20 protein-coding genes and 1 tRNA gene are annotated in these 25,729 nt (G+C 50.0%); 12 read left to right on the plus strand and 9 right to left on the minus strand.

Features of this window, described 5'->3' with window-relative positions:
• Positions 1–26: 26 nt before the first annotated feature.
• Positions 27–995: a M23 family metallopeptidase gene (locus tag DW896_RS07675; RefSeq protein WP_005824061.1), complete on the minus strand. Its 969-nt coding sequence runs from the start codon at positions 993–995 to the stop codon at positions 27–29.
• Positions 996–1,166: 171 nt separating this feature from the next.
• Here DW896_RS07675 and alaS point away from each other — a divergent pair, with 171 nt between their 5' ends.
• Entirely contained in the window at positions 1,167–3,785 is a 2,619-nt protein-coding gene (gene alaS / locus DW896_RS07680) for an alanine--tRNA ligase (RefSeq protein WP_005824062.1), read from the plus strand.
• Between the two features lie 453 nt (positions 3,786–4,238).
• Here the strand turns inward: alaS and DW896_RS07685 are convergent, their stop codons facing one another.
• Both DW896_RS07685 and DW896_RS07690 read right to left on the minus strand, forming a co-directional pair.
• The gene (locus DW896_RS07685; protein ID WP_005835166.1) at positions 4,239–5,048 is read right to left on the minus strand and encodes a hypothetical protein; all 810 of its coding nucleotides are present in this window, start codon (positions 5,046–5,048) and stop codon (positions 4,239–4,241) included.
• A gap of 76 nt (positions 5,049–5,124) precedes the next feature.
• Positions 5,125–6,543 (minus strand): ATP-dependent RecD-like DNA helicase, encoded by a 1,419-nt coding sequence (locus DW896_RS07690; RefSeq protein ID WP_098032350.1) that lies wholly within the window; start codon positions 6,541–6,543, stop codon positions 5,125–5,127.
• 95 nt (positions 6,544–6,638) lie between these two features.
• On the opposite strand from DW896_RS07690, the gene DW896_RS07695 reads away from it, so the two are divergent.
• From DW896_RS07695 to rsmD, 3 genes are read left to right on the plus strand one after another with little or no spacing between them, the layout of a single operon-like run.
• Positions 6,639–7,325 (plus strand): hypothetical protein, encoded by a 687-nt coding sequence (locus tag DW896_RS07695; RefSeq protein WP_044468034.1) that lies wholly within the window; start codon positions 6,639–6,641, stop codon positions 7,323–7,325.
• Positions 7,326–7,343: 18 nt separating this feature from the next.
• Positions 7,344–8,123 (plus strand): DUF3822 family protein, encoded by a 780-nt coding sequence (locus DW896_RS07700; protein ID WP_098032351.1) that lies wholly within the window; start codon positions 7,344–7,346, stop codon positions 8,121–8,123.
• Complete coding sequence (gene rsmD / locus DW896_RS07705; protein WP_005824070.1) at positions 8,114–8,647, plus strand: 16S rRNA (guanine(966)-N(2))-methyltransferase RsmD; 534 nt, start codon at positions 8,114–8,116, stop codon at positions 8,645–8,647. The genes DW896_RS07700 and rsmD overlap by 10 nt, the downstream gene beginning before the upstream one ends.
• Before the next feature lie 60 nt (positions 8,648–8,707).
• Here the strand turns inward: rsmD and cls are convergent, their stop codons facing one another.
• The 3 genes from cls to DW896_RS07720 all read right to left on the minus strand — a co-directional run bounded on the left by cls (position 8,708) and on the right by DW896_RS07720 (position 13,854).
• Positions 8,708–10,147 (minus strand): cardiolipin synthase, encoded by a 1,440-nt coding sequence (gene cls / locus DW896_RS07710; RefSeq protein WP_005824073.1) that lies wholly within the window; start codon positions 10,145–10,147, stop codon positions 8,708–8,710.
• Between the two features lie 261 nt (positions 10,148–10,408).
• On the minus strand, positions 10,409–13,333 hold the full coding sequence (locus DW896_RS07715; protein WP_098032352.1) for a TonB-dependent receptor: 2,925 nt from the start codon (positions 13,331–13,333) through the stop codon (positions 10,409–10,411).
• A gap of 107 nt (positions 13,334–13,440) precedes the next feature.
• Positions 13,441–13,854 carry a hypothetical protein gene (locus DW896_RS07720; RefSeq protein WP_009037184.1) on the minus strand — a complete coding sequence of 138 codons (414 nt, stop codon included), beginning with the start codon at positions 13,852–13,854 and terminating at the stop codon, positions 13,441–13,443.
• A gap of 200 nt (positions 13,855–14,054) precedes the next feature.
• On the opposite strand from DW896_RS07720, the gene aroB reads away from it, so the two are divergent.
• Positions 14,055–15,116 carry a 3-dehydroquinate synthase gene (gene aroB, locus DW896_RS07725; RefSeq protein ID WP_098032353.1) on the plus strand — a complete coding sequence of 354 codons (1,062 nt, stop codon included), beginning with the start codon at positions 14,055–14,057 and terminating at the stop codon, positions 15,114–15,116.
• Here aroB and DW896_RS07730 read toward each other — a convergent pair.
• Positions 15,092–15,475 (minus strand): MmcQ/YjbR family DNA-binding protein, encoded by a 384-nt coding sequence (locus DW896_RS07730; protein WP_005824086.1) that lies wholly within the window; start codon positions 15,473–15,475, stop codon positions 15,092–15,094. The genes aroB and DW896_RS07730 overlap by 25 nt on opposite strands.
• A 3-nt stretch (positions 15,476–15,478) precedes the next feature.
• Entirely contained in the window at positions 15,479–16,009 is a 531-nt protein-coding gene (locus DW896_RS07735; RefSeq protein ID WP_008665685.1) for an HU family DNA-binding protein, read from the minus strand.
• Positions 16,010–16,382: 373 nt separating this feature from the next.
• Here DW896_RS07735 and DW896_RS07740 point away from each other — a divergent pair, with 373 nt between their 5' ends.
• Both DW896_RS07740 and DW896_RS07745 read left to right on the plus strand, forming a co-directional pair.
• Positions 16,383–17,132, plus strand: a complete 750-nt coding sequence (locus tag DW896_RS07740; RefSeq protein WP_008665687.1) for a NigD-like protein — start codon at positions 16,383–16,385, stop codon at positions 17,130–17,132.
• Between the two features lie 183 nt (positions 17,133–17,315).
• A tRNA-Pro gene (locus DW896_RS07745) sits at positions 17,316–17,389 on the plus strand.
• Positions 17,390–17,441: 52 nt separating this feature from the next.
• Here DW896_RS07745 and DW896_RS07750 read toward each other — a convergent pair.
• Complete coding sequence (locus DW896_RS07750) at positions 17,442–18,344, minus strand: AraC family transcriptional regulator (protein ID WP_005835132.1); 903 nt, start codon at positions 18,342–18,344, stop codon at positions 17,442–17,444.
• 163 nt (positions 18,345–18,507) lie between these two features.
• On the opposite strand from DW896_RS07750, the gene DW896_RS07755 reads away from it, so the two are divergent.
• The 5 genes from DW896_RS07755 (at position 18,508) to DW896_RS07775 (ending at position 25,642) form a co-directional block, all read left to right on the plus strand.
• Positions 18,508–20,199 carry a carboxymuconolactone decarboxylase family protein gene (locus DW896_RS07755; protein WP_117887478.1) on the plus strand — a complete coding sequence of 564 codons (1,692 nt, stop codon included), beginning with the start codon at positions 18,508–18,510 and terminating at the stop codon, positions 20,197–20,199.
• A gap of 9 nt (positions 20,200–20,208) precedes the next feature.
• Entirely contained in the window at positions 20,209–20,691 is a 483-nt protein-coding gene (locus tag DW896_RS07760) for a cupin domain-containing protein (RefSeq protein WP_005835130.1), read from the plus strand.
• A 21-nt stretch (positions 20,692–20,712) separates the two neighbouring features.
• Positions 20,713–21,378 carry a flavodoxin gene (locus DW896_RS07765; RefSeq protein ID WP_005835129.1) on the plus strand — a complete coding sequence of 222 codons (666 nt, stop codon included), beginning with the start codon at positions 20,713–20,715 and terminating at the stop codon, positions 21,376–21,378.
• Positions 21,379–21,512: 134 nt separating this feature from the next.
• On the plus strand, positions 21,513–22,292 hold the full coding sequence (locus DW896_RS07770; RefSeq protein WP_005824158.1) for a DnaJ domain-containing protein: 780 nt from the start codon (positions 21,513–21,515) through the stop codon (positions 22,290–22,292).
• A 77-nt stretch (positions 22,293–22,369) separates the two neighbouring features.
• Positions 22,370–25,642, plus strand: a complete 3,273-nt coding sequence (locus tag DW896_RS07775) for a S41 family peptidase (RefSeq protein WP_119993097.1) — start codon at positions 22,370–22,372, stop codon at positions 25,640–25,642.
• The last annotated feature ends 87 nt before the right edge of the window (positions 25,643–25,729 follow it).

A 25,729-nucleotide genomic window follows, 5' to 3' on the forward strand; every position in this document is an offset into this window, starting at 1 on the left:
GTAATCCTTTCTCTATAAATCATCCGTCAATCAAGCACCTTACCATGGTTCGCCGCAATCTGTATCATGCGGTCATAATCCTCGGCACTGAGATCCATGAAGTAGTAGTTGACGGGATTCACAACTTTTCCCTTAACGTGTACTTCGTAGTGCAAGTGCGGACCAGTACTCTTGCCCGTACTGCCTACCCCGCCAATGACCTCACCACGTACCACTTTCTTGCCCAACTTCGTCCGGAAATCGCGCAAGTGTGCATACACCGTCTGATAACCGAAGCCGTGGTCTATCACAATTCTGTTGCCATAGCCCGATTGCCAGCCCATCTGCACCACGGTGCCATCTCCCGTGGCATAGACATCCGTGCCCTGGGGAGCCGAAAAGTCCATACCCTCATGGAACTTGCTGGTACCATAAATGGGGTCGATACGCGTACCGTAACCCGAAGCGGTCTTACGGAGGTCTTTATTGGAAACCGGCTGTATGGCAGGAATGCAGCGCAGCATTTCATCATGATTCTTGCACATCTCCACCACATCGTCAAAGGAGCGGGACTGGATATAGAGTTGCTTGCTAATCATATCCATTTTCTGCGTGGTATTGATAACCAAGTCGGAGTTAGCCATATCCATCAGATGCTCATAGCGGTTGGTACCGCCGTATCCAGCCTGACGGATGGCAGAAGGAATAGGGTCGGCCATGAAAATCACCCGGTACAGATTGTCATCACGCTGCTGTATGTCTTGCAGCACTCCCATAGCCTCGTCCAGCCGGCGGGAGAGGACGTTGTACTGCGCCTGCAGTTTGCTGTTCTCCTTTCGCAACTCCTTCTCCGACGGAGAGCCGAAGATAAGCAGCAATACGATGAAACTGCCTGCACCCAGCCCCATACCGATGAACAAACGGCGGAGAATGCTCAGCGCCCGCTGCCTCACGGTAGGATAAATACGGTCGTACGTCTGCGTCTGGGGATTATAAATGTAGTAAACTTTGCGCATCTTAGGAAATATTTCGCTTGTCAATGCGACAAAAGTAATAAAAACAAGCTATCTTTGCACAGTTTTTTCAAGAATATTAAGACTAAGTAGCAAGTAGTTAGTAGTAAGAAACGGGCAAAAAACGACAAGAGAAGGTAAATCAAATTAGAATCAGATAAATCAATAGAGAGTATGTTGACTGCAAACGAAATCAGAGACTCTTTCAAGAGTTTCTTCGAAAGTAAAGGTCACCAGATAGTGCCTTCGGCCCCGATGGTGATTAAGGATGACCCCACGTTGATGTTCACCAATGCGGGAATGAACCAGTTTAAAGATATTATTTTGGGCAACCACCCGGCGAAATACAAAAGAGTTGCTGACTCGCAGAAATGCCTTCGCGTAAGCGGAAAGCACAACGACCTGGAGGAAGTGGGTCACGATACCTACCACCACACCATGTTCGAGATGCTGGGCAACTGGTCGTTTGGCGACTACTTCAAGAAGGAAGCCATCTCCTGGGCATGGGAGTATCTGGTGGATGTATTGAAACTCGACCCCAAAGACCTCTACGCCACCGTATTCGAAGGTAGCGCCGAAGAAGGACTGGAACGCGACAACGAAGCCGCTTCTTACTGGGAGCAGTTCTTGCCGAAAGACCACATTCTGAATGGCAACAAACACGATAACTTCTGGGAAATGGGTGATACGGGACCGTGCGGTCCGTGTTCGGAAATCCATGTGGACTCCCGTTCGGAAGAAGAGAAGGCCAAAGTACCCGGCAGCCAGCTGGTGAACAAAGACCACCCGCAGGTGATTGAAATCTGGAACCTCGTGTTCATGCAGTTCAACCGCAAGGCGGACGGCAGCCTGGAAGGACTTCCCGCCAAGGTTATCGACACCGGCATGGGCTTCGAGCGACTGGTGCGCACACTGCAAGGAAAGACCTCCAACTACGACACCGACGTATTCCAACCGATACTGAAAGCCATCGGAGACATGGCAGGCAAGAAGTATGGCGAAGATGAGAAGTCGGACATCGCCATGCGTGTAATTGCCGACCACATCCGCACCATCGCCTTCTCCATCACCGACGGACAGCTTCCGAGCAATGCCAAGGCAGGTTACGTCATCCGTCGTATCCTCCGCCGTGCCGTGCGCTACGGTTACACGTTCCTCGGACAGAAGCAGGCATTCATGTACAAGCTCCTCCCCGTACTCATCGAGAACATGGGCGCCGCTTATCCCGAACTGGATGCACAGAAGGAACTGATTGCCAAAGTTATCAAGGAAGAAGAAGACTCCTTCCTCCGCACTTTGGAGACAGGTATCCGCCTGCTGGAAAAGACCATGGCAGACGCCAAAGCCGCCGGCAAGAACGAAATCAGCGGAAAGGATGCCTTTACCTTATATGATACCTTCGGTTTCCCGCTCGACTTGACGGAACTGATTCTCCGCGAAAACGGCATGACTGCCGACATCAAGGAGTTTGACGCCGAAATGCAGCAGCAGAAACAGCGTGCCCGCAATGCCGCCGCCATAGAGACCGGTGACTGGATTACGCTAAAGGAGGGTACTACCGAATTCGTAGGATATGACTATACGGAATACGAAACATCCATTCTGCGCTACCGACAAGTGAAGCAGAAGAACCAAACCTTGTATCAGATTGTACTGGACAAGACTCCGTTCTATGCCGAAAGCGGCGGTCAGGTAGGTGACACCGGTGTATTGGTGAACGAGTTTGAGACCATCGAAGTGGTAGACACCAAGAAGGAGAACAACCTGCCTATCCACATCACCAAGAAGCTGCCCGAACACATGGAAGCTCCGATGATGGCATGCGTGGATACCGACAAGCGTGCCGCTTGTGCCGCCAACCACTCTGCTACCCACTTGCTGGATGCTGCGCTGCGCGAAGTATTGGGCGAGCATGTAGAGCAGAAGGGCTCTTTGGTTACACCGGACTCCCTGCGTTTCGACTTCTCACACTTCCAGAAGGTGACGGACGAGGAAATCCGCAAGGTGGAACACATCGTTAATGCAAAGATTCGCGCCAACATACCTTTGAAAGAATACCGCAACATTCCTATCGAAGAAGCCAAAGAACTGGGCGCCATCGCTCTGTTCGGCGAGAAGTACGGCGACCATGTACGCGTTATCCAGTTCGGTTCTTCCGTAGAATTCTGTGGTGGTACGCACGTGGCTGCAACCGGAAACATCGGTATGGTGAAGATTATCTCCGAAAGCTCCGTGGCTGCCGGTGTGCGCCGTATCGAAGCCTACACGGGTGCACGCGTGGAGGAACTGATGAACACCATCGAGGACACGCTGCACGACTTGAAGGCGCTCTTCAACAACGCACCCGACCTTGCCGGAACCATCCGTAAGTATATTGACGAAAACGCCGGACTGAAGAAGCAGGTAGAGGACTTCATGAAAGAGAAAGAAGCACAGCTGAAAGAAAGACTGCTGAAGAACGTGCAGGAAGTCAATGGCGTTAAAGTCATCAAGTTCTGTGCTCCCCTGCCGGCAGAAACAGTGAAGAACATCGCCTTCCAGTTGCGTGGCCAGATTACGGAAAACCTGTTCTTCGTAGCGGGAACAGAAGCCGAAGGCAAGCCGATGCTGACCGTCATGCTGAGCGACAACCTCGTGGCAGGCGGACTGAAAGCCGGTAACCTGGTGAAAGAAGCTGCCAAACTTATCCAAGGCGGTGGCGGTGGCCAGCCCCACTTTGCAACTGCCGGCGGTAAGAATGCTGACGGACTGAACGCTGCCATTGACAAAGTTTTGGAATTGGCAGGATTATAATTGAAAATAATTGGCGAAACACTTGACATCGCCTCTGTGATGTTGTATATTTGTAATGTCATTTTTTAGATATTTCAAAATTAAACTACCGGGAAAGGAGGAGCATTGCTTCTCCTTTTCTTTTTATCCTCCACGGTATTCCATTTGAAATGCCACATGCCGGCTCCCCAAACTCCACACCTTACCATCCTAAATGCCACACCTTAGCAAGTGAAATGGCTGGCATTTACCCTCCAAAGCCCTGGGGTTTCCGTGAAAAACCCTAAGGTTTGGGACAGTGAAGTGGAGGGAACGGATGATTAGTCCAGAACAAACAGACAATGCATTCGAAGCAAACGAATGATGCATACAGAACAGACAGATGATGCGCAACAGAAACAAAAACGGGAAGCCTAAGCCTCCCGTCTGTTAATCTTTCGTAAATCTGCTCTTGACAAGATTTCCACTAAAACCTTATTCCATCCGAAGTATAAACATTTCGCGATAAACCACCAGTGCACCTTCGGGCAGCAAACCGGAAGGACAGAAAGGAGTTACATTTTCCGCAAGTACACATTTACCATTTCCCGAGACCGTCCGCGTAAAGAGCCTCTTCTCTCCATTATAAGTAAACTGCCACAATGCATATGTATCTCCGTTCTCATCTTCCACTGGAACTGTCTCGTATATCCCCATTAGCGGTTCCTCCTCTTTTCCCGTCGGATAGATTTCCAATACACCTTTCCACATACTATTGGAGAAATCTTCGGGCACCAGCACATAATACCCGCCATCCTTCACCCAAGGACGCTCGGCAAGTGCCTTAGAAACATCACCCAGCAGTTCCGTCGGTGCACCACTACTGATACCATACTCGAAGCCCATTTTCGTCAACGTATATTGCCTACGACCTTTCACCGTGATGCGCAGTTGTGTTTCCTCACCGGAACCATCCATCACCTTCACAATCGTCTCCCCCTCTGCCAGCGGATGAATCTTGATACGCTGATACCCGTTGACATCATCGGTAAAAGTCACGGAAGCCACCGACTCGTGCTCGTTAATCACATTATAGGAACCGTCGCCGCCGTCAATGCCCAGCACTGTATCTTCGTTTGTTTCAGAAAGATAATAAGAAAGATTGGACACCAGATTGTCACATGTCCCAATCTGGTAGATAGGCTCCACACCTTCGAAAAGTACCATGCTTCGGTAATCGTCCTCGCAACCGGAAGCGGTAAACAGCAGTGCTATCAAAGCAAAGAGAGAGTATAGCTTCTTCATACTTGTTCAGTTATAGTTGTTCTATCTACAAAAATACAAAAAATGCCAGAATACTGCATCGGTACCCCTCTCTTTTTCAAACTATTTGTTCTTCCGGATAGTTCACCAAGTAGAGCGTTCCCGTGGCACGGGTAAAGGCGGTGTAGAGCCAACGGAAATAATCGGGTGTCAGATATTCATCCGTCATATACCCCTGGTCCAGAAAGACATTCTTCCATTGCCCGCCCTGCGCCTTGTGGCAAGTCACGGCATAGGCATACTTCACTTGCAAGGCGTTGTAGTACGGGTCTGCCTTCATCTTCTTCATCCGCTCGCGCTTCACGGTGATGTCGGCATAATCTTCGAGGACGGAGTAGAAAAGCCGGTCGTTTTCTGCCTTGGGCAGCGCAGGCGAGTCGGTATGCAGCGTATCAAGCAGCATGTTCACTTCCAGTTCAAAGTCGTTATAGTCGGGAAAGACCAGCGTCACGTCTGCAAAGCGGAAGCCATACAGCTCTCGCGTACGGCGCACGCGGCGCACCACGGCAGTCTCACCGTTGGCAATGAAATCCATCTCCTTCTCCTTTTCCGTCCAGAAGTAGTTATTTTTCGCCACCATCAACAAATCACCGGTGTTTAATTCATCCTCACGCCAGAGAATCTGCGCACGGATGCCTTTGTTGTAGATGTTCGCCCTCTTGTTGGAACGGCACACCACGATGGTTTCATCCAGCCCGTCGCGGTCGTAGCAAGAGCTCAGCGTTTCTATCAGCTCATTTCCGGGCAGAACTTTAATGTCGGCAAACCCCGAAACCTTTATCTTTGGCAGGCTGTAGCAATCGTCTTCCGCTATCAACTGCCTCAGGCGGGTGGCATTCCACAAAATGCCCGACTGTTGCTCCTGACGCACCACCTGCGTCAAGTCCACCTCCACCACTTCCAGCCCGTAGCCTTTCAAGGCATCGGCAAAGAGGGCAGGGCTCTGCTCCTCCCCCACCGGCGGCAGCTGTGCCGTATCGCCCATCAGCAGCAGGCGGCATCCCTGGCCGGAATAGACAAACTGCACCAGGTCGTCCAGCAATCTGCCCGTGCCGAACATGGAACCGGACAGTCCCTCATTGGAAATCATCGAGGCCTCATCCACTATATATAAAGTGTGAGTTGTCAAATTATCGTTCACAGAAAAATTGCTCAGCTCATTGGAGAAAGATTGCTGTCTATAAATTTTTTTATGAATTGTAAACGCCGGATGCCCCGCATACGCCGAGAAAACTTTTGCCGCCCGTCCGGTCGGTGCCAGCAATACCGACTTTTGTTGCAACTTATCCAACGTCCGCACCAAGGCACCGACCAACGATGTTTTACCCGTCCCCGCATAACCACGAAGCATAAAAACCACCTCGCTACGGGGTGACAGAAGGAACTCCGATAAAGATTTTACAGCAATTTCTTGCTCAGGAGTTGGTTGGTAAGGAAAATTTTCCTTAATTTGCCTTTCTAAATAGTTATTTATCATTTTTGTAACAGAAAAAAGTAAAGGGAACTATCGTTTTTAAATTAATTTCTTTTATTTTTGCGGTGCGAATATAACAACTAAAAAACATATTTATCATGAAAACAGTATTTAATGTCATTTTAGGCTTATGTGCTTTGGTGCTAATTTATATTTGTTACACCAGCATTATGGGTCCTATCAACTTTGAAAAAGCAAAGAAGCACAGAGACGCAGCCGTCATTGCACGTCTGATTGACATCCGTAAAGCACAATTGGAATATCGTACTTTACATGACCAGCAATATACTGCAAGCTTCGACTCTCTGATTGACTTTGTTAAAAACCAGAAACTTCCGTTCATCTTCAAGCAAGGAGAACTGAACGATAAGCAGCTGGAAGACGGTCTGACTGAAAAGAAAGCCATCAACATCATCAATAAGGCAAAGAAGACAGGTAACTATGCTGACGTCAAGAAATGGGGATTGGAAAACTTCAAGCGTGATACTCTGTGGGTAGCCGTATTGGATACTATCTTCCCGAAAGGTTTCAACCCCGATTCAATGAGATATGTTCCCTTCGGAAACGGTGCACAGTTCGAAATGGCCATCAAGAACGATACAGCCAAATCCGGCGCTCCTTTCTGTCTGCTCGAAGTGAAGACTCCGTACGAAGTTTATTTGAACGGTCTGGATGCACAAGAAATTGCCAACATCAAGGACGTACAAACCAAACTTGGCAAGTACTGCGGTCTGATGATTGGTAGCTTGGAAACAGCTAACAACAACGCCGGTAACTGGGAATAATCTCACCCCGACAAACGTATGATAGAAACGACTGATTTTAATAAATCGGAACAGTATACATTATCCATCCGTCTCAGTACGGATGGATTTTCTTTTTCTGTGTTCAACCCTCTGGGCGACGGTGAGTTTTCTTACTACGACCGCGAAGTGGATGAGTCCCTCTCCCTCACTGCCAATCTGAAACAGACCTTCCGCGAACTGGAGTGGCTGAAACGCCCCTTCCGCCGTGTCAATGTGCTCATGGCGAACAAACGCTTTACATTCATTCCTCTGGAGTTCTTCGAGGACGAACAAGCGGAAATCATCTTCTATCACAACCACCCCAAGCGGGAAAACGAAACCGTGCAATACAACATACTGCACAAGAACAACACCGTCGTACTGTTCGGCATGGACAAGAGCGCCTGCTCCTTCCTTCGCGAACAGTATCCCGATGTCAAGTTCTATTCCCAAGCCAGCCCCTTCATAGAGTTCTTCTCCGCAAAGAGCCGACTGGGTAACAGCCGGAAAATGTATGCACACTTGCGGAAAGATGCCGTAGACATCTACGGCTACGAGCGCGGACGCTTGCTTCTTGCCAACTCCTTTGAGTGCAGAACCACTCCCGACCGCATCTACTACCTATTATATATATGGAAACAGCTCGGCTTCGAGCAGGAACGCGATGAGCTGCACCTGACCGGTGACCTAAACGACAAAGAACTGCTACTGCCCGAACTGCGAAAATTCATCCGGCAGGTATTCATCATGAATCCCGCCACTAATCTTGACCTGCAAGCCATAACCCTATGCGAGTAATCAGCGGAATATACAAAAGAAGACGTTTCGACGTGCCCCACTCCTTCAAGGCACGCCCCACCACAGACTTTGCCAAAGAGAATCTGTTCAATGTGCTCTCCAACTACATGGACTTTGAGGACGGCATCCGTGCCCTCGACCTATTTGCCGGTACGGGCAGCATCAGCATCGAGCTTGTGTCCAGAGGCTGCGACCAAGTAATCAGCGTGGAAAAAGACCGCGACCACTATGCCTTCATCTGCAAAATTATGCAGGAATTAAAGACGGACAAGTGCCTACCCATACGCGGTGACGTATTCAAATACCTCAAAAGCGGACGCGAGCAGTTCGACTTTATCTTTGCTGACCCTCCCTACGAGCTTGCCGGGCTGGAAACCTTGCCCGATCTCATCTTCGAGAACAACTTGCTGAAAGAAGACGGACTCTTCGTCTTGGAACACGGGAAGAAAAACAGTTTCGAGGAACATCCGCACTTTGTGGAGAGAAGGGTATACGGGAGCGTGAACTTCACGATATTTAAATGATGAATGAAGAATGGTACGATATGAATACACTTCAAGAAATTCTTCATTCATCATTCTTCATTATAACAGCGGCGCCATCAGCCGCACCACACTCTCTGCAGCCTTACGATACCAGGGGCGCTTCACCCAGTTCTTCAGGAATACTTGTACGCAGTCGCGCTGGTCTTGAAGGAAGATTTCGCGCATCTGAAGCGCTGTTTCTGTGTCATAGATGAAGGCATTCACCTCAAAGTTATGTTCAAAACTGCGGAAATCCACATTCGTAGAGCCTACCGTGGACAACTCATCATCCGAAACCATCAGTTTGGAGTGCAAGAAGCCTTTCTTATAGAAATAGACCTTGACTCCCGAATAGAGCACATCTGCCAGATAAGAGCAGGAACCCAGATGCGTCAAGCGGTTATCAGCACGCATGGGCAACATCAGACGCACATCGACACCTGACAAGGCGGCTGTCTGCATAGCAACAAGTACGGCTTCGGTGGGCAGGAAGTAGGGAGTCTGGATATAGAAATATTTCTTTGCGCTGGAAATGGATATGACAAGTCCCTGCATAATGTCTTTCCATGGGCCTACGGGCTCACTCGTTACAATCTGCGCCAAGGAAGTACCGCAGTTTTCTATTTTCGGGAAATAGCGGGTAGACGTAATCAGTGTACGGTCCACAAAGTACCAATCGAGTAGGAAGGCGGTCTGCAATCCGTGAACAGCCTTGCCCTCCAGCAGCAGATGTGTGTCCCGCCAGATGCCCCATGAGAATCCGCGCATATAGCGTTCGGCAAGATTCATCCCCCCCACAAAGCCGATGCGCCCGTCAATGACAACTATTTTCCGATGATTACGATAGTTCACCTTACTGGTGAAAAGCGGAAAACGTACCTTCAGAAAGCTGCGTACCTCGATACCGGCCTCGCGCATCTCTTCAAAAAAACGGTTGGGAACATGCCAGCAACCCACATCATCATAAATCACACGTACCTCTACCCCGGCACGCGCCTTTTCCATCAGGACATCACGCACCAAGCGCCCAATGGCATCGTCCTCAAAGATATAGAATTCCATGTGGATATGCTTCGTTGCTTTCCCCAGTTCGCGCAGCAGGGATTGCAGCATGGAGAGCCCCAGGGTATAGGCTTCCACCCGGTTTCCATCGAAGGGGAAAGCCTGGTTGGTATTACGGAACAAGGATATGAGACGACTGTAATTGATGGGAAGCGCACATGAGTCCTGCGCCAGATATTCTGCCATAGGTTTCTTCAACAAACGGCTGTAACTCTTCTTCCCTATCATGCGCACACGGCGCTGACTACGCCCGAAGAAGAAGTAAAACACCAGCCCCACGATGGGAAGGAACATCAGTATCAGTATCCATGCCATGGTTTTCACCGGATTGCGGTTGTCGAGGATAATGACGACAATCGTTCCGATGATGGCACCGAAATAAACAATGTCGAAGGCTATCGTAGCAATCTGGCTGGCAATGAAGTTCCAATCAAGCATGTTCACAGACAATTAAGTGTGAAACAAATGTAGGAAAAACACAGAAACTTTCACCGAAGATTACAGAGATTAACATAAAAGTCCCTCTTCCCCCAACTTGTCTGAAAACTTATACTTGCTATCGCTTTGACGCGGATGACGCAGATTTTTAATATTCTTATCTGCGTCATCCGCGTCTGAAAAATAATCAAAAAGAAACCTGCCACAGAATTGAGAGTGTATCAGAATGACAAGCTGCTTAGGGGGGTGATCCCCTCCGCTTTAGAACGGCCTGCGTCCTCCGAAACCGCCAGGACCATGACCCGGACCGAAGCCCGGACCGCCGAAGCCGCGTCTGCCCTGCATCTTATCGCGGGCGGCCTTGCTGCCGAAAATATTCAGACGATAGATGAAGTGAAGCATGCAATAGCTGTTCACGCCGTTATATTCGTACACCGAGCGGCCGCTTGCAGTCAGCGAACGGCTGATGTTACTCTGCTTCTTCAGAATGTCGTACATCTCGAAGCTGACGGTGGCATTCCCTTTCAGGAAAGTCTGCGACAACTGTGCATTCCAGATAAGCTCGTTACGGTTCATACTGCTGTCCGTATATCCTCGACGGCTCTGGTTGGCAATGTTGGTAGAGAGCGTCATGTTCCACGGCATGGAAATCTGCGTATTGGCACCGTAGGAGAAGGTATAGGGCTCCTGATTATTGTCAGGCGTCAGTTTATCCTTCTCTATTGAATAGGAGATGCTTCCGTTCAAGCCGAATTCAAACCAGTCATTACGATAGGCGGCATTCAGACGTTCGCCCAGCGTCAGGTTGGTGGTTGTATTCTTCCGTTCCACGGCATCTGCTCCCTTACCGGACGTCAGATAAGCCACATTGTTCTGATAGTTGGCATTGGAGAAGGAGTTGATGGTATACTTCTTATTGGGCAGTGCCGTATTGAAGCCAAACATGCCGAACGCATTCCAATTACCGTTGATATTCTTCGGAGTTGTAGTCCATCCACCAGTCTCCGAATTGTACACACGGCTATTGCTGATGCTATTCTGCGTTGCCGAGAAGTTGACGTGCGACATAATACCGCGCTGCTTTTCGGCATTATACGTATTATAGAAGAATCGCATGTTGTGCGTGAAGGAAGGCTTCAAGCCCGGATTACCGATACGCACATTCTGCGGATTGGAGTTGTCCACAATCGGCAACAGATTCTCCATACTCGGTTGGCTGCTACGCCCGCGGTATGTCATACGCAGCTGGCTCACCTTGGAGAAACGGATGCGCAAGTCCAGGTTCGGAGCGAAGTTGAACACATTGCGGGTGGTATCAATCATATAGTCGCCGCGCTTATAGGACAATACAGAATGCTGCGGCTGGAACGACATACCTGCGCTCAACTGATACTTCTCGCGGATAAAGCGCAAAGACACGGATGCATCGTGGTTGTAGTAGCGGTATTCCGCATACTTACCCAGACTATCCACCGCATGCTCTTCATATCCCGTGGGAAGCTGGGTTGACAATCCCCAATCCGGAAAGCCCTGCAAATCATACGTCGTCTTGTCGCTCTCGCTATACTTGTACTGGAACTGATAGCTGAATTGCAAGAAAGTGGCGCGGGCTATCGGTTCGCTGTAAGTCAGCTGTGCACTGTAATTGTAGTTCTTGGTAGGAGTAGTGATGTACTGGTTACGAACCAAGATGGAGTCTCCTCCCAAAGCATTCAGTAACTGGAAGTAATGTGTTTCCGACTCCGTATACTGGTTGTTGTCATTATTGGTATAACCGAATCTTCCACGGAACGTGACATTGCGTCCTTTGTCATTCAGCTTTCTGTTCAACTGCAAGGTTGCATCCGTAGACACACTCTTGTTGTCGCTCAGCGAACCGCTGTTGATAGCATTTATACGGATACTCCTCAACGGGTCATCGTCCGGATTAAGAATCTTCTCCAGATTCAGCCAGTTATTGGGGTCACTCACCAGACTGTAAGGGTCGGAACTGAACGTACCGCTCTCAGAATTGGAGAGATTGTCCGTTTTGCCGTACGAGAAGTTGGGACGGAAAATGATATTCGTCATCGAGTCCGGCTTCCACTCCATACGGAAATCGGCATTGAAATTCTTGGCTTTGTTACGTTGCCTGCTGTTCGAGTTGGAGTAAGAGTTGCTGTCCGGCAGAAAGTCCTCGGTAGAACCGATACTTGCAATATCCCCATCCTGATAGTTGTAGCGTGCACTACCGCCCAGTTCCAGCTTATCGGTTTGGGTAGCGAAATTCACACCCAGCATTTTCGTTGCAGTAAGTCCGTTGTTCCTGCGCCAGCGCGGAGGACCGCCACCGCCCGAAAAGCCCTGGTCGTTCACGTTATTGGCAGAACCCACTACCGACACCTGGGTTTTGTCCACGAAGCGGTTCAGCATAAAGCGGCCCATATAGCGGTCTTCCGTCCCTCCGGCCACGTCGGCATTACCGAACCAACCCTGGTTCATGCCTTTCTTTACGGTCAGGTCGAGCACCGTCTCCTCCTCACCGTCGTCAATACCGGTGATACGTGCCAAATCGGACTTCTTATCGTAGGTTTTCAGCTTCTCTATCATATCTACCGGCAGGTTCTTCAAACCGGTCTTTACGTCTCCACCGAAGAACTCCTTGCCGTCGACCATAATCTTCGACAAGTCCTTACCGTTGATTTTCACATTACCCTCGTCGTCAATCTCCGCACCGGGCAGCTTCTTCACCAACTCCTCGAGCATGGCTCCCTCGGGGGTACGATAGGCAGATGAGGTATATACCAGTGTATCTTCCACCACCTGCACTTGCGGCGCTTCTGCCGTAACCACAGCCTCGGCCAGCATCACCGCATCCGTTTCCAGTGTCAGTGTACCCACGTTCTTGGCAGTTGTCGTAGCATAAAGGTGTAAAGGGATGTACTGGCTCTTGAATCCGATGTAGGAAACCTTCAGCACGTATTTACCCGCACTGACTTTGGGAAGAGTGAAATAACCTTGTGCCGTAGTGGCCGTACCCGATGCCTGAACACTGTCTGGCAACAAAAGCAACTGCACGGTAGCTTGTATCGCAGGCTCCTTGGTGTCCTCCACGACACGGCCCGATACCGTAATGTTTTTGGTCTGTGAAAATGCAGACAGCGTTGTTACCAACAGCAACGCCATCCCCGTGATAATTTTCTTCATGTGTCTATTCTTTGTCTATTCTAAATGAGCAATGCCTTTTATTCACTGTTTCATTTGACAGACTTCCGGGCAAAAGGTTTAATGCCCCACATGACGATTTGCTTTATTTATCGACCATTCCGCTTAAATAATCTATCAACTGTCGCTTTCTTTATACCAAATTCCAAGCAAAGCACATTCAATATAAGAAATATGAGAAAAGAAGAAGAATCGACCGAAAGGAGGTCACCCTGCGCCACCCGGTAGAGCATACCGCCGAAGATAAAAAGAACGGTCAGAAAGATGGCATTGCGCGTGGCCTTGTTGCGCACCTGCTCTATCTCCTTATTCTCGTTCTTCGTCAAGGCAAAGATTATCATCAGTGCCCCCATCATCATCAGGAGTTTGGAGCATTCCTTGTAAAACAGCAAGTTGGCATCTGTCACTTTTCCCCACAATAGGAATATGAAAGGAAGGAACAACGCCAGAGCTATGATGAAATAACCCAGCGGACGGCAATAAACGGGAAGTAATGCTCTCATTTCTATCAATCAATTACAAATTACAAATAGCAGGAGACAGATGACGGAAACGCCTTGCCACCCATAGAATTTCACGGGACAAAGATAACGTTTTATTGCCAAAAGAGCTATCTTTGTGCCACAATATAATGAAGAAGGCTCCCTTTCCTTCATAATCCGTAACATCAGTAATTGGTAATTCGTAATTTGTAATTAACAAGATGAGTAAACAAGAAGTAATCCTTTGCGAAGGACTGGCAAACAGCCTGACGCATGCCATAGAGAAGTGTCCCCATGACAAGCTTTTCATCCTTACCGACGAGCATACCCACCGCCTCTGCCGCCCGCATCTGAACGGTATCCCCACCCTGGAAGAAGCGGAAGAGATTATTATCGGGGCAGAAGATGTGCACAAGAATCTGGAAACGCTGGCTGCCGTATGGCAAGCCCTGAGCGAGAAAGGGGCCAGCCGCCACTCCCTGCTCATCAATCTGGGCGGTGGCATGGTGACCGACCTTGGCGGTTTTGCCGCTTCCACCTTCAAGCGGGGCATCGCCTACATCAACGTTCCCACTACGCTGCTCGCCATGGTCGACGCTTCCGTGGGAGGCAAGACGGGCATCAACTTCAACGGTCTGAAGAATGAAATCGGTGTTTTTGCTCCTGCCGCCTGCGTGCTGCTGGAAACCGAATTCCTGCGCAGCCTCGATGCCCATAACTTCTTCTCCGGCTATGCGGAGATGTTGAAGCACGGCCTCATCAGTACCCCGGAACATCTGGCAGAACTGCTGTCATTCGATACGGAAAAGATAGATTATGCCTTACTGAAGTCCATGGTAGGACGTTCCGTGCAGGTAAAGGAACACATCGTAGAAGAAGACCCGCAGGAACATGGCATCCGCAAAGCCCTGAACCTGGGGCACACCGTAGGACACGCCTTCGAAAGCCTTGCCCTTGCCGAAAGGCGTCCGGTGCTGCACGGCTATGCAGTGGCATGGGGGCTGGTCTGCGAACTCTACCTTTCTTATATAAAGACCGGATTCCCGAAGGACAAGATGCGCCAGACCATCCAATTCGTCAAAGAGAATTATGGCAGCTTCACCTTCAACTGCAAACAGTACCACCAGCTGTACGAACTGATGAAGCATGACAAGAAGAATACTGCCGGAGTCATCAACTTCACCCTATTGAAAGAAGTGGGTGACATCTGTCTCAACCAGACGGCAGACAAGGAGACTATCTTCGAAATGTTCGACTTTTATAGGGAGTGCATGGGGGTATAACGCTCCCGCTCCCTCTTCGGCAGGCTCTCCACAACCAGCCGATAGGAGCGTGCCACCAGTTCTCGGATAATGCTGTCCGGTACATCCTGATTAAAATACACACTGTTCCAATACTTCTTGTTCATGTGCCACCCCGGCTTCACCCCCTCGTACCTTGCCCGCAGCTCCGTTGATTCCTCCGGGCGGCACTTGATGCAGCAGAAGTCGAACACTTCGATATTGACAAAGCAGAACCACTTGTCGCCCACATAAAAGCAAAGCACATCGCGGCTGTATCTGTCGGCCACATTAGGAAAAGGCATCTTCTCGCTTACTCCCGGCAAGGAGAGACAGTATTCTCTGAATTCTTCCACATTCATCGCTCACTCCTCCCCCGAAAAGTCCTCCGTATCATTTTCCATCCCAACTGGGTCTTCATCCGGAATTCCCGTCTTTCCCTCGGCCCGCTCCTTTCGCAGCGTTTCCGGTCGCAACATATCGTGAGGGAAATATCGGCTAAGCGGATAACGGTAGAAATCCATCCCGCTGTTCAGCCTCGCCACCAGCGACTTATCCGGACGAAAATAGACACGGGATAAGCGTACCTTGCCCGGCATCACATCGTCGGGATGCTCAAACCCGTCACTCGTCACCGCCACATGGAAGGAACCCAGCCCCTTAATGGTCACCGACTCTCCCTCCATCAGCGCTTCCTCTATAAACTTCGGCAAATCTATCAATACACTCTGCACGTCTCCCGAACTCATCCCTTTTCTGGATGCCATACGCTGCGCCAGCAGCTCTGCCGTCACACCTCCACGCCGCTGTAACACACGCTGCACAGCATAATAGAGTTGCTTCACCCCTTCTGCCGTGCGGAAAACCTTCTTTCGAACCAAATAGACTATACTCATACTCTTTTCACAATGAACATAATGTTTCTTACTGCAACCAGACTGCTGACACCCCACCCGAAGGTTACTTCCCCTAAACAGAAAGCCAGTTTCCATACGGCCGGACAGCTATTCCCCAACATGCACGAGATGCACATCTCATGCAGTTCGAGACATACATCTCAACACACGCGAGATGTGCATCTCATACAGCAAAGGTAATCATATTCCACCTGATATACAAATATCTTTCATGTATCGGGGAATAATATTCCGCACCAGCTTACTCCGGCTCTTATCATTAATTAACAATGCTGCATGCAGGGTTTTCGCAAATATGCTATTTCTATAAAAGCAAGACCTATTCCAAATGTTTAATTTAAAAGAGTACACTATGAAAATGAAGTCAATCTTTAACAAGAAAATTTTAATCGCTATTGCAACCATCAGCTCCTTAAGCCTCCAATCGTGCCTGGACGACGATGATAATTATGCCATGAGATTCCCCAATGCCCTGGTAACGGTAAAGACCGATGCAGACCAGACAGTCTTTCTGCAATTGGATGACAAGACCACTCTGCTGCCTACCAACATGACGAAATCTCCCTACGGCGAGAAGGAAGTCCGCGCTTTAGTAAACTACAAGGAAGTGGACGAGCCCAGCGATATCTACACCCAAGCTGTACATATAAACTGGATAGACAGTATCCTTACCAAACCCATCGCCCCGGATTTGGGTGAAGAGAACGATACCGTATACGGCACCGACCCGGTGGAAATAGTGAACGATTGGGTAACCATCGCAGAAGACGGTTATCTGACCCTTCGCTTTAGAACTCAGCAAGGAGACTATCAAACAAAGCACTTTGTCAATCTGCTGCTGAGCGAGAATCCGGAAAACCCGTATGAAGTAGAATTCCGCCACAATGCCAAGGGCGACATTTACGGCAGGTATGCGGACGGACTGGTTGCTTTCAAGTTGGATGCCCTGCCTGATACAGAAGGCAAGACCGTTAAATTGAAACTGAAGTGGAAATCATTTAGCGGCGAAAAATCTGCGGAATTCGATTATTGTACCCGGAAATCCGTAACGCCCGAAAGTCCGGCTATCACTTCCGTAAGAAACAGCCTAAACCTGCAATAACTTCATTCAAAGTATGCCTGCCCGCTCAAAGCCATTGCCTTGCGAAGCAGGCATACAAGTAAAAAGAGAGCAGGACACGTTGACCGAAAGCCTTGAAACTGCAAATTATAAGTTCATTCAATAAAAAAAACACTATAAATATTTGCTATTTTAAAATAAAGCCGTACATTTGCACCCGCAATTCGGGATGTAGCTCAGCCCGGTAGAGTACGCGTCTGGGGGGCGTGTGGTCGCAAGTTCGAATCTTGTCATCCCGACTGTTGAGCATTGAGGAGTTAAGTCTAAAACTTAGCTCCTTATTTTTTTACATTAACTCAATGTCCGATATTCATTCGGAGAACATCCTACAACTCTTTTGAAAGCCTTGCTGAAATACTGTGGATATTGATATCCTAAGGCATAAGCAACGTCACCGACAGATTTAGCGGGGTCAGTAAGCAACTCTTTTGCCCTATCCATTATTTTGGTTAATATATATTCTTGCGCAGAAACACCTGTCTCCTTTTTAATCAAGTCTCCGAAATAATTTGCAGACAGGTTCAGTTGGTCTGCACAATAAGCCACAGTCAGCGTACCCCGCTCAGCGGGTTTATCCGATACGAAATAGTCGTTCAGCAATGCTTCAAAAGAGCCGAGCATGCCCTTGTTCTCCTTTTTACGGGTAGTAAACTGTCTATCATAGAAACGAATGCAATAGTTGAGCAGCAGCTCGATGGCAGAAGCGATAATCAGGTTAGTGTGACGGTCTGCCTGGTTGTATGTTTCCTCGTCAATCTTTGTCAAACAATCAATGATGGTCTGTTGCTCTTGTTTGGATAGATGCAATGCTTCGTTAGCGGCGTATGAGAAAAACGTATAATCCTGCATATGCCGACCGAGCGGCGTACCGCGTAGCAGGTCGGGATGGAACAACAGACACCATCCGGAACCGGTAAAAGTCGACCCGTCGGCTTCATGCCCGAATACTTGCCCCGGAGCGATAAACACCAGCGTGTTCTCCTGAAAATCGTAAGAGCGACGACCGTAGGTCAAATCGTCCGTACATCGTAGTTCTTTCAGAAAAATCACATACATCCCCACGTGCTTGCGTGCATGGGGTACGGGGTGCGGCATACGGCTTCCCTCTATGACACTGACCAGAGGATGCCTTGTTTCCACACCCATATAGTCATTGTACTCCTTTATCGTTTTCAGTTGCATAACCTTCTCCATAACAGTCTATTTCAGTGGTTTCTATGCAAATGTAGAAAATATCTTCAGGTTATCTCTCCAATCAGTAAAAATTATCCTTTAAACCGTAATTCATGACCGGTCGAAGTGGAAAATCCAGCCTAATTTTGCAGCAAGTAAAACTTGATACATAATAATAAAGATTATGAAACTAAAAATGAGAATTATGACAACGCTACTCGGACTTGTCTTTGGATGCGGCATCGCAGCTTCGCAAACACCGAGAGCAGAACAAACCATGAACAGTAAACGACAATACATCGCAGAGGTCGCAGCCCTTACAAGCATGGGGCACCTCGACCAATTAAGAACAGTCCTTATCGGTGGACTGAATAGCGGTATCACCGTCAGCGAGCTTAAAGAAGTTATGGTCCATTCCTACGCCTATTGTGGTTTTCCGCGTGCCCTGCGCGGACTGCAAACATTGGTTGCGGTACTTGACGAGCGTAAGGCAAAAGGCATCAGAGACAACCAGGGGCGCGAAGCGTCACCGATAACCGATACCCGCAGCAAATACGAACGCGGACGTGACATTCTTGCAGAGATTTCGGGCACCCCGGCAGATGCGCCGAAAGCCAACTATGCCGTCCTGGCCCCGGAAATCGAAGTATTCCTTAAAGAACATCTCTTTGCCGAGCTTTTCGAGCGGGACGTGCTGACCTATGCCGAACGGGAACTGGCAACCGTTGCCATAATAGCTTCTTTGGGCAAAGGCGTGGAACCGATGCTGAAAGGGCACATGGGTATTGCGCTGAATGTAGGCGTAACACCGGACGAATTACGCGGTGTGCTGGCTATCATTGAAAAGAATATCGGACGTAGCGAAGCCGATAATGGCAAACAAGTATTGAACGAATTATTGCAAAGCAAAGGGTTGACTATCAAACCGGAAACCCCGATTGTAGCAGTGGAGAATGACGTGAAGAAACAGAAAGTGACATTCCACAACCGTTTTTTGATTGATATAGTTGGCGACCTCTATTTCCCTGCAGACTATGATGCCACAAAGAAATATGCCGCCATCATCGTCGGTCATCCCTTTGGTGGCGTCAAAGAACAGACTTCGGGACTCCATGCCCGTAAGTTGGCGGAACTCGGCTATGTGGCATTAGCCTTCGATGCGTCCTATTATGGCGAGAGTGGCGGTTATCCGCGTCGTATGGAATCGCCCGAAGTGCGGGTAGAAGACTTCAGTGCGGCAGTCGATTTCCTCACGAACCATCCGGCTGTCTATGCTGATAAGATAGGAGTAATCGGCATCTGTGGCGGAGGCTGCTACTCTGTCAGTGCTACGCAGATAGACCATCGCATCAAGGCACTTGCCACCATCAGTATGTACGACATGGGCCGCGCCCGCCGTCAGGGTGTAGGCGACTCGCAGACTTACGAACAGCGTATGGCTATCCTTGATGAAATCGGCCGCCAGCGTACGATGGAATATGGTGGGGCTGTACGCAAGGATATCCGTGCCCTGCCCGAAAAAGTGGATGAGAACACACCGAAGTTTGCCATCGACTTCCTCGATTATTACGACAATCCACAACGCGGTCAGCATCCCAACTCTACGGGCTATTACTCCTACACGAGCCTCGCACCGATGATGAACTTCTTCCCCTTTGCGCAAATCGAGACTATATCGCCACGTCCTATGCTTTTCATAGTGGGAGAAAATGCAGTATCGAAATATTTTTCTGAGGACGCATACGCGAAAGCCGCCGAACCGAAAGAACTGTTTGTCGTACCCGGAGCTACGCACGTGGATTTATACGACCAGCCGAAATATCTGAAAATCACGCTTCCCAAACTGGACTCTTTCTTTAAACAACATTTAAAATAACTCTTCAAGATGAAAAAGATGACTTACTTATTTCTACTGGCTGCAACACTTGGTGCTTGCAGTCCGAAACCGGAAAACAAGATTGAAACACCCCCAAAAGCATCAGCCTCTCTCTTTCCCCAAGGAGATGCCATCGAGGGCAGCAATTTCAACGGAACGGCATACCTCCAACGGCTGATGACCGACAGTGAAACATTCGATGTGGTAGTCTCCGACGTGATATTCGAGCCGAAAGCCCGAAACAGCTGGCATTCGCATCCGGGCGGACAGATTCTGATTGCCACCGCCGGAAAAGGTTACTATCAGGAAAAGGGGAAGCCTATACAAGTGTTGAATCCCGGCGATGTAGTCGCTATTCCGGCAGATGTGGTGCATTGGCACGGAGCGGCTCCCGACAGCGGATTCACGCATATAGCTATCAATACAAAAGTTCATTTGGGTGCTACACAGTGGTATGAACCTGTAAGCGATGAAGAATACACTAATCAATAAATATCTAAAAACAACTCGAATATGAAAAAGTTACTTCTTATTCCGCTCTTGCTCCTCTCTCTAACGACAATGGCAGCATGCTCTACCACCGACGACACTCCCGATACTCCATCCGGAAACGGCAATATGCTTGTGCTCTACTTTTCTGCCGAAGGACACACCCAGGCCATTGCCGAACGTATCGTGAAACTTACAGGCGCAGATATCCATCGCATTGAGGCTGCCGAACCGTATGCTGCAAATCCTTACGATGACAGCGACCGCATTCAGCATGAAGCCTATAATGACCTGCGCCCTGGAGTAGCGAATCTGCTTGATAAAGAGGCATTGGCGAAATATGATACAATTTTCGTCGGTTCGCCTTGCTGGTGGCATCAACCCGCAATGGTAGTCTGTACATTCCTCGAAGCATACGACCTGAAAGACAAGGTAATCATTCCTTTCTTTACCTACGGGGCTACTACCTATCTGAACGAGTCCATGCAGAAAATTTACAAGGTAACATCCACTTCAAGACATATTCCGGAAACACTTCCCGAAGACCTTGATGCGGAGGATATTACGACACCAGGACGCCCTGATGATGCAGATATCGACATGCCGGGCAACGCTAATGGTACAGAAGGATGGTTACACCGAATCGGAATAGCAGTGCGTTCGGGAATATTCAATACATCTGCCGACTAATTGATAATATCTTTTTCTTCTTCGAGCACTCCGTCTGCCAATGCAATATCTTCCCCCATCTCCCAATACTTCATCCACTTTTACTGGAATTCTCGTAAGAAATCTCTATTTTTGCACTTTAAACAAGAAAAATTATGGGAGCAGCTAAATGGATAGGCGGCATCATCGGCTTCATGGCCGGAGGACCGCTGGGAGCCTTGGCAGGTTTTGTATTCGGTTCACTGTTCGACACCGATTCAAGTGACGCAGGCAGTTATTATGGAGAAGAACCAACGCACGGCACTACCTATACCGGGCAACGGAACAGTTTCCTCTTCTCCATGCTCGTGATGGCTTCGTACATTATCCGTGCAGACGGGCGCATCATGCATAGTGAAATGGAATTCGTCCGCCGCTTTCTGAGAAGCACATTCGGTGAGGCTGCCGTGGGCGAGGGAGAACGGATACTGCTCAACCTCTTCGAACAGCGCAAGCAGATGGACAGACAAAACCCACTGGCATTTAAAAACACCATCCGTGACTGTGGAACGCAGATTGCCGCCAACCTGACATACGAGGAACGCTTGCAACTGCTGGTATTCTTGGTAGAAATTGCCAAAAGCGACGGACACGTCTGCAACGAGGAGATAGAAGCCTTGAAAGAAGTGGCCATGTACATGGGACTATCCGTCAAGGAAGTGGAATCCATGCTTAACCTAGGCGGTAGCTCACTGAACGAGGCCTACAAAGTACTTGAAATTGAACCCACTGCCACCAATGACGAAGTGCGTGCCGCTTACCGCCGCCTAGCCTTGAAACACCATCCCGACCGGGTGGCAACGCTGGGCGAAGACATCAAGAAAGCCGCAGAAGAGAAGTTCCAAAGCATCAACAATGCCAAAGAACAGATATACAAGGCACGAGGTATGAAATGACGTACCTCGCTCCTTGCCTTGTGGACAGCATCATGACGTTTATAAACATTCTATAATTAACATCAACCCACACACTTATGAAGAAAACCCTTGCAATCCTTGCACTAGGCCTTACTGCCATTGCCGGACATGCCGCCACGCCGCTCTGGATGCGCGATGTGCAAATCTCTCCCGACGGTACGGAAATCGCATTCTGCTACAAAGGAGACATCTACAAGGTGCCCGCCAAAGGTGGAACCGCCACACAGCTTACTACCCAAGAGAGCTACGAATGTACCCCCATATGGTCGCCGGACGGCAAACAAATAGCCTTTGCCAGCGACAGATACGGCAACTTCGACGTATTCGTGATGCCGGCAGACGGCGGAACCGCCCAACGGCTCACTACCCACTCCACCGGTGAGATACCCTCCACATTCACTCCGGACGGAAAGTATATCTTGTTTTCCGCCTCCATCCAGGACCCGGCAAGCAGCGCTCTTTTCCCCACTTCGGCCATGACCGAGCTTTACAAAGTACCTGCAACGGGAGGGCGTACGGAGCAAGTGCTGGGCACCCCTGCCGAAGCGGTCTGCTTCGACAAGGCGGGCCATCAGTTCCTCTACCAAGACCGCAAGGGATTTGAAGATGAATGGAGAAAGCATCACATCTCCTCCATCACCCGCGACATCTGGCTGTATGATGCAAAGACGGGTACCCATACCAACCTCACCGACCGCGCGGGCGAAGACCGCAACCCGGTGTTGTCACCCGATGGAAGAACGGTTTACTTTCTGAGTGAGAGAAACGGCGGCTCATTCAACGTGTATGCCTTCCCGCTGGCACAGCCCCGAGAGGTGAAGCCCATCACCAGCTTCAAGACACATCCCGTGCGCTTCCTCTCCATGAGTGACGGCGGGACGTTGTGCTACAGTTACGACGGCGAAATCTATACCCAGCAGCCGGATGCCACCCCGAAGAAAGTCGCCATAGAACTGGTGCGCGATGACCGGCCGCAATTCGCCAACCTGCAGTCTTCCGACGGAGCCACCTCTGCCGTTGTGTCCCCGGACGGAAAACAGATTGCCTTCACGCTGCGCGGAGAAGTCTTTGTCACTTCGGCAGACTATGCCACTACCAAGCAGGTGACGCACACACCGGCACGCGAAGCGGGCCTCTCCTTTGCGACGGACAACCGCACCCTGGCCTACGCCAGCGAGCGAGGCGGCAACTGGCAGCTCTACCTTGCCAAGATAGCCCGCAAGGAAGACCCTAACTTCCCGAACGCCACGCTGATTGAAGAAGAAGTGCTGCTGCCCTCCACCACCGTGGAACGTGCCTATCCGCAATTCTCGCCCGACGGCAAGGAACTCGCCTTTATCGAAGACCGCATCCGGCTGATGGTGCTCAATCTGGAGACGAAGAAGGTGCGCCAGATTACGGACGGCTCCACCTGGTACAGCACCGGCGGAGGATTTGACTACGCATGGTCGCCGGACGGTAAATGGTTTACACTTGAGTTCACGGGTAACAAGCACGACCCCTACTCCGACATCGGCCTGGTCAGCGCAGAGGGAGGCAAAGACATCATCAACCTCACCAATAGCGGCTACATGAGCGGCTATCCCCACTTTGCGCTGGACGGCAACGCCATCCTTTTCACCACCGAACGCTACGGCATGCGTGCCCATGCCTCATGGGGCTCGCTGAACGACGCCATGCTCGTCTTCCTCAACCAAGACGCCTACGACAAATACTGCCTGAGCAAAGAAGACTACGAACTGCGCAAGGAGCTGGAGAAGGAACAAAAGAAGTCTGCCGGAAAAGACACCCCCCAAGACAAAAACAAGGATAAAAAGAAGAAAGACGACAAGAAAGACAGCAATGCTGACGAAAAAGATGACCAGCCGAAAGACATCGTCGTAGAGCTGAAAGGCATCGAAGACCGTGTGGTGCGCCTCACCCCGAATTCTTCCGACATGGGCAGCACCATCATCTCCAAGGATGGCGAGACACTCTACTACCTGGCAGCCTTCGAAGGCGGCTACGACCTCTGGAAGATGAATCTGCGCAAGAAAGAGACCCGCCTGCTGCACAAGATGGATGCCGGATGGGCGGACATGCAGCTGGACAAGGACGGCAAAAGCCTCTTCCTGCTGGGCAGCCGCAAGATGCAGAAAATGGACACTTCATCCGACGCGCTGACCCCCATCACCTTCCAGGTAGATGCCAAGATGGACCTGGCTGCGGAGCGCGAATACATGTTCGACCACGTGTACCGCCAACAGCAGAAGCGATTCTACAATACCAATATGCACGGAGTGGACTGGGACAAGATGACCGCCGCCTATCGCCGCTTCCTGCCCCATATCAACAACAATTATGACTTTGCCGAACTGCTGAGCGAATGGCTGGGCGAGCTGAACGTATCTCACACCGGCGGCCGTTTCTATCCCAAAGGGCAATCCGAACCTACTGCCAGCCTGGGACTGTTCTTCGACTGGAACTACACGGGCCGGGGCATGCTCATTGCCGAAGTAGTGGAGAAAGGCCCCTTCGACACAGCCAACACCCGGGTGAAAGCCGGCACAGTCATCGAGAAGATAGACGGCGTGGAAATCACCCCCGATGCAGACTACTACACGCTGCTCAACAACAAGGCACGGAAGAAAACACTTGTTTCTCTCTTCGACCCGCAGACCAAGGAGCACTGGGAAGAGGTCATTATCCCCATTACGAACGGTGCGTTCAGCGATTTGCTCTACAGCCGCTGGGTGAAGCAGCGTGCGGCAGACGTTGACCGGTGGTCGGGTGGCCGATTGGGTTACGTGCACATCGAGTCTATGGGAGACGACAGTTTCCGTTCCGTCTACTCGGACATCCTGGGAAAATACAACAACCGCGAAGGCATCGTCATCGACACCCGTTTCAATGGCGGCGGACGCTTGCACGAGGATATAGAGATACTTTTCAGCGGACAGAAATACTTCACCCAAGTGGTGCGCGGCCGCGAGGCGTGCGACATGCCCAGCCGCCGCTGGAACAAACCCTCCATCATGGTGATGTGCGAGGCCAACTACTCCAATGCGCACGGCACGCCGTGGGTTTACAGCCACCGCGGACTGGGCAAGCTGGTAGGCATGCCCGTGCCGGGAACCATGACCAGCGTGTCGTGGGAACGCCTGCAAGACCCGTCATTGGTATTCGGCATCCCCGTCGTGGGCTACCGCCTGTCGGACGGCAGCTATCTGGAGAACTCGCAGCTGGAGCCGGACATCAAAGTAGCCAATTCACCCGAGACCATCGTGAAGGGAGAAGACACACAGCTGAAAGCTGCCGTAGAGGAACTGCTGAAGGAACTCGAAAAATAAGTACCGCCCTGCCCCACGCAGGAATACCGGTCATATAGGCCGATATATATATTAAGATGATGTGTCAAAACGGTTGATGGCACATCA

It is taken from the genome of Bacteroides sp. AM41-16 (assembly GCF_003603495.1).
Lineage (GTDB): Bacteria > Bacteroidota > Bacteroidia > Bacteroidales > Bacteroidaceae > Bacteroides > Bacteroides uniformis.

Coding starts and splice junctions, on each gene's coding strand:
- DW896_RS07675 (WP_005824061.1), bottom strand. CDS start 995: ATGCGCAAAGTTTACTACATTTATAATCCCCAGACGCAGACGTACGAC.
- alaS (WP_005824062.1), top strand. CDS start 1,167: ATGTTGACTGCAAACGAAATCAGAGACTCTTTCAAGAGTTTCTTCGAA.
- DW896_RS07685 (WP_005835166.1), bottom strand. CDS start 5,048: ATGAAGAAGCTATACTCTCTCTTTGCTTTGATAGCACTGCTGTTTACC.
- DW896_RS07690 (WP_098032350.1), bottom strand. CDS start 6,543: ATGATAAATAACTATTTAGAAAGGCAAATTAAGGAAAATTTTCCTTAC.
- DW896_RS07695 (WP_044468034.1), top strand. CDS start 6,639: ATGAAAACAGTATTTAATGTCATTTTAGGCTTATGTGCTTTGGTGCTA.
- DW896_RS07700 (WP_098032351.1), top strand. CDS start 7,344: ATGATAGAAACGACTGATTTTAATAAATCGGAACAGTATACATTATCC.
- rsmD (WP_005824070.1), top strand. CDS start 8,114: ATGCGAGTAATCAGCGGAATATACAAAAGAAGACGTTTCGACGTGCCC.
- cls (WP_005824073.1), bottom strand. CDS start 10,147: ATGCTTGATTGGAACTTCATTGCCAGCCAGATTGCTACGATAGCCTTC.
- DW896_RS07715 (WP_098032352.1), bottom strand. CDS start 13,333: ATGAAGAAAATTATCACGGGGATGGCGTTGCTGTTGGTAACAACGCTG.
- DW896_RS07720 (WP_009037184.1), bottom strand. CDS start 13,854: ATGAGAGCATTACTTCCCGTTTATTGCCGTCCGCTGGGTTATTTCATC.
- aroB (WP_098032353.1), top strand. CDS start 14,055: ATGAGTAAACAAGAAGTAATCCTTTGCGAAGGACTGGCAAACAGCCTG.
- DW896_RS07730 (WP_005824086.1), bottom strand. CDS start 15,475: ATGAATGTGGAAGAATTCAGAGAATACTGTCTCTCCTTGCCGGGAGTA.
- DW896_RS07735 (WP_008665685.1), bottom strand. CDS start 16,009: ATGAGTATAGTCTATTTGGTTCGAAAGAAGGTTTTCCGCACGGCAGAA.
- DW896_RS07740 (WP_008665687.1), top strand. CDS start 16,383: ATGAAAATGAAGTCAATCTTTAACAAGAAAATTTTAATCGCTATTGCA.
- DW896_RS07750 (WP_005835132.1), bottom strand. CDS start 18,344: ATGGAGAAGGTTATGCAACTGAAAACGATAAAGGAGTACAATGACTAT.
- DW896_RS07755 (WP_117887478.1), top strand. CDS start 18,508: ATGAAACTAAAAATGAGAATTATGACAACGCTACTCGGACTTGTCTTT.
- DW896_RS07760 (WP_005835130.1), top strand. CDS start 20,209: ATGAAAAAGATGACTTACTTATTTCTACTGGCTGCAACACTTGGTGCT.
- DW896_RS07765 (WP_005835129.1), top strand. CDS start 20,713: ATGAAAAAGTTACTTCTTATTCCGCTCTTGCTCCTCTCTCTAACGACA.
- DW896_RS07770 (WP_005824158.1), top strand. CDS start 21,513: ATGGGAGCAGCTAAATGGATAGGCGGCATCATCGGCTTCATGGCCGGA.
- DW896_RS07775 (WP_119993097.1), top strand. CDS start 22,370: ATGAAGAAAACCCTTGCAATCCTTGCACTAGGCCTTACTGCCATTGCC.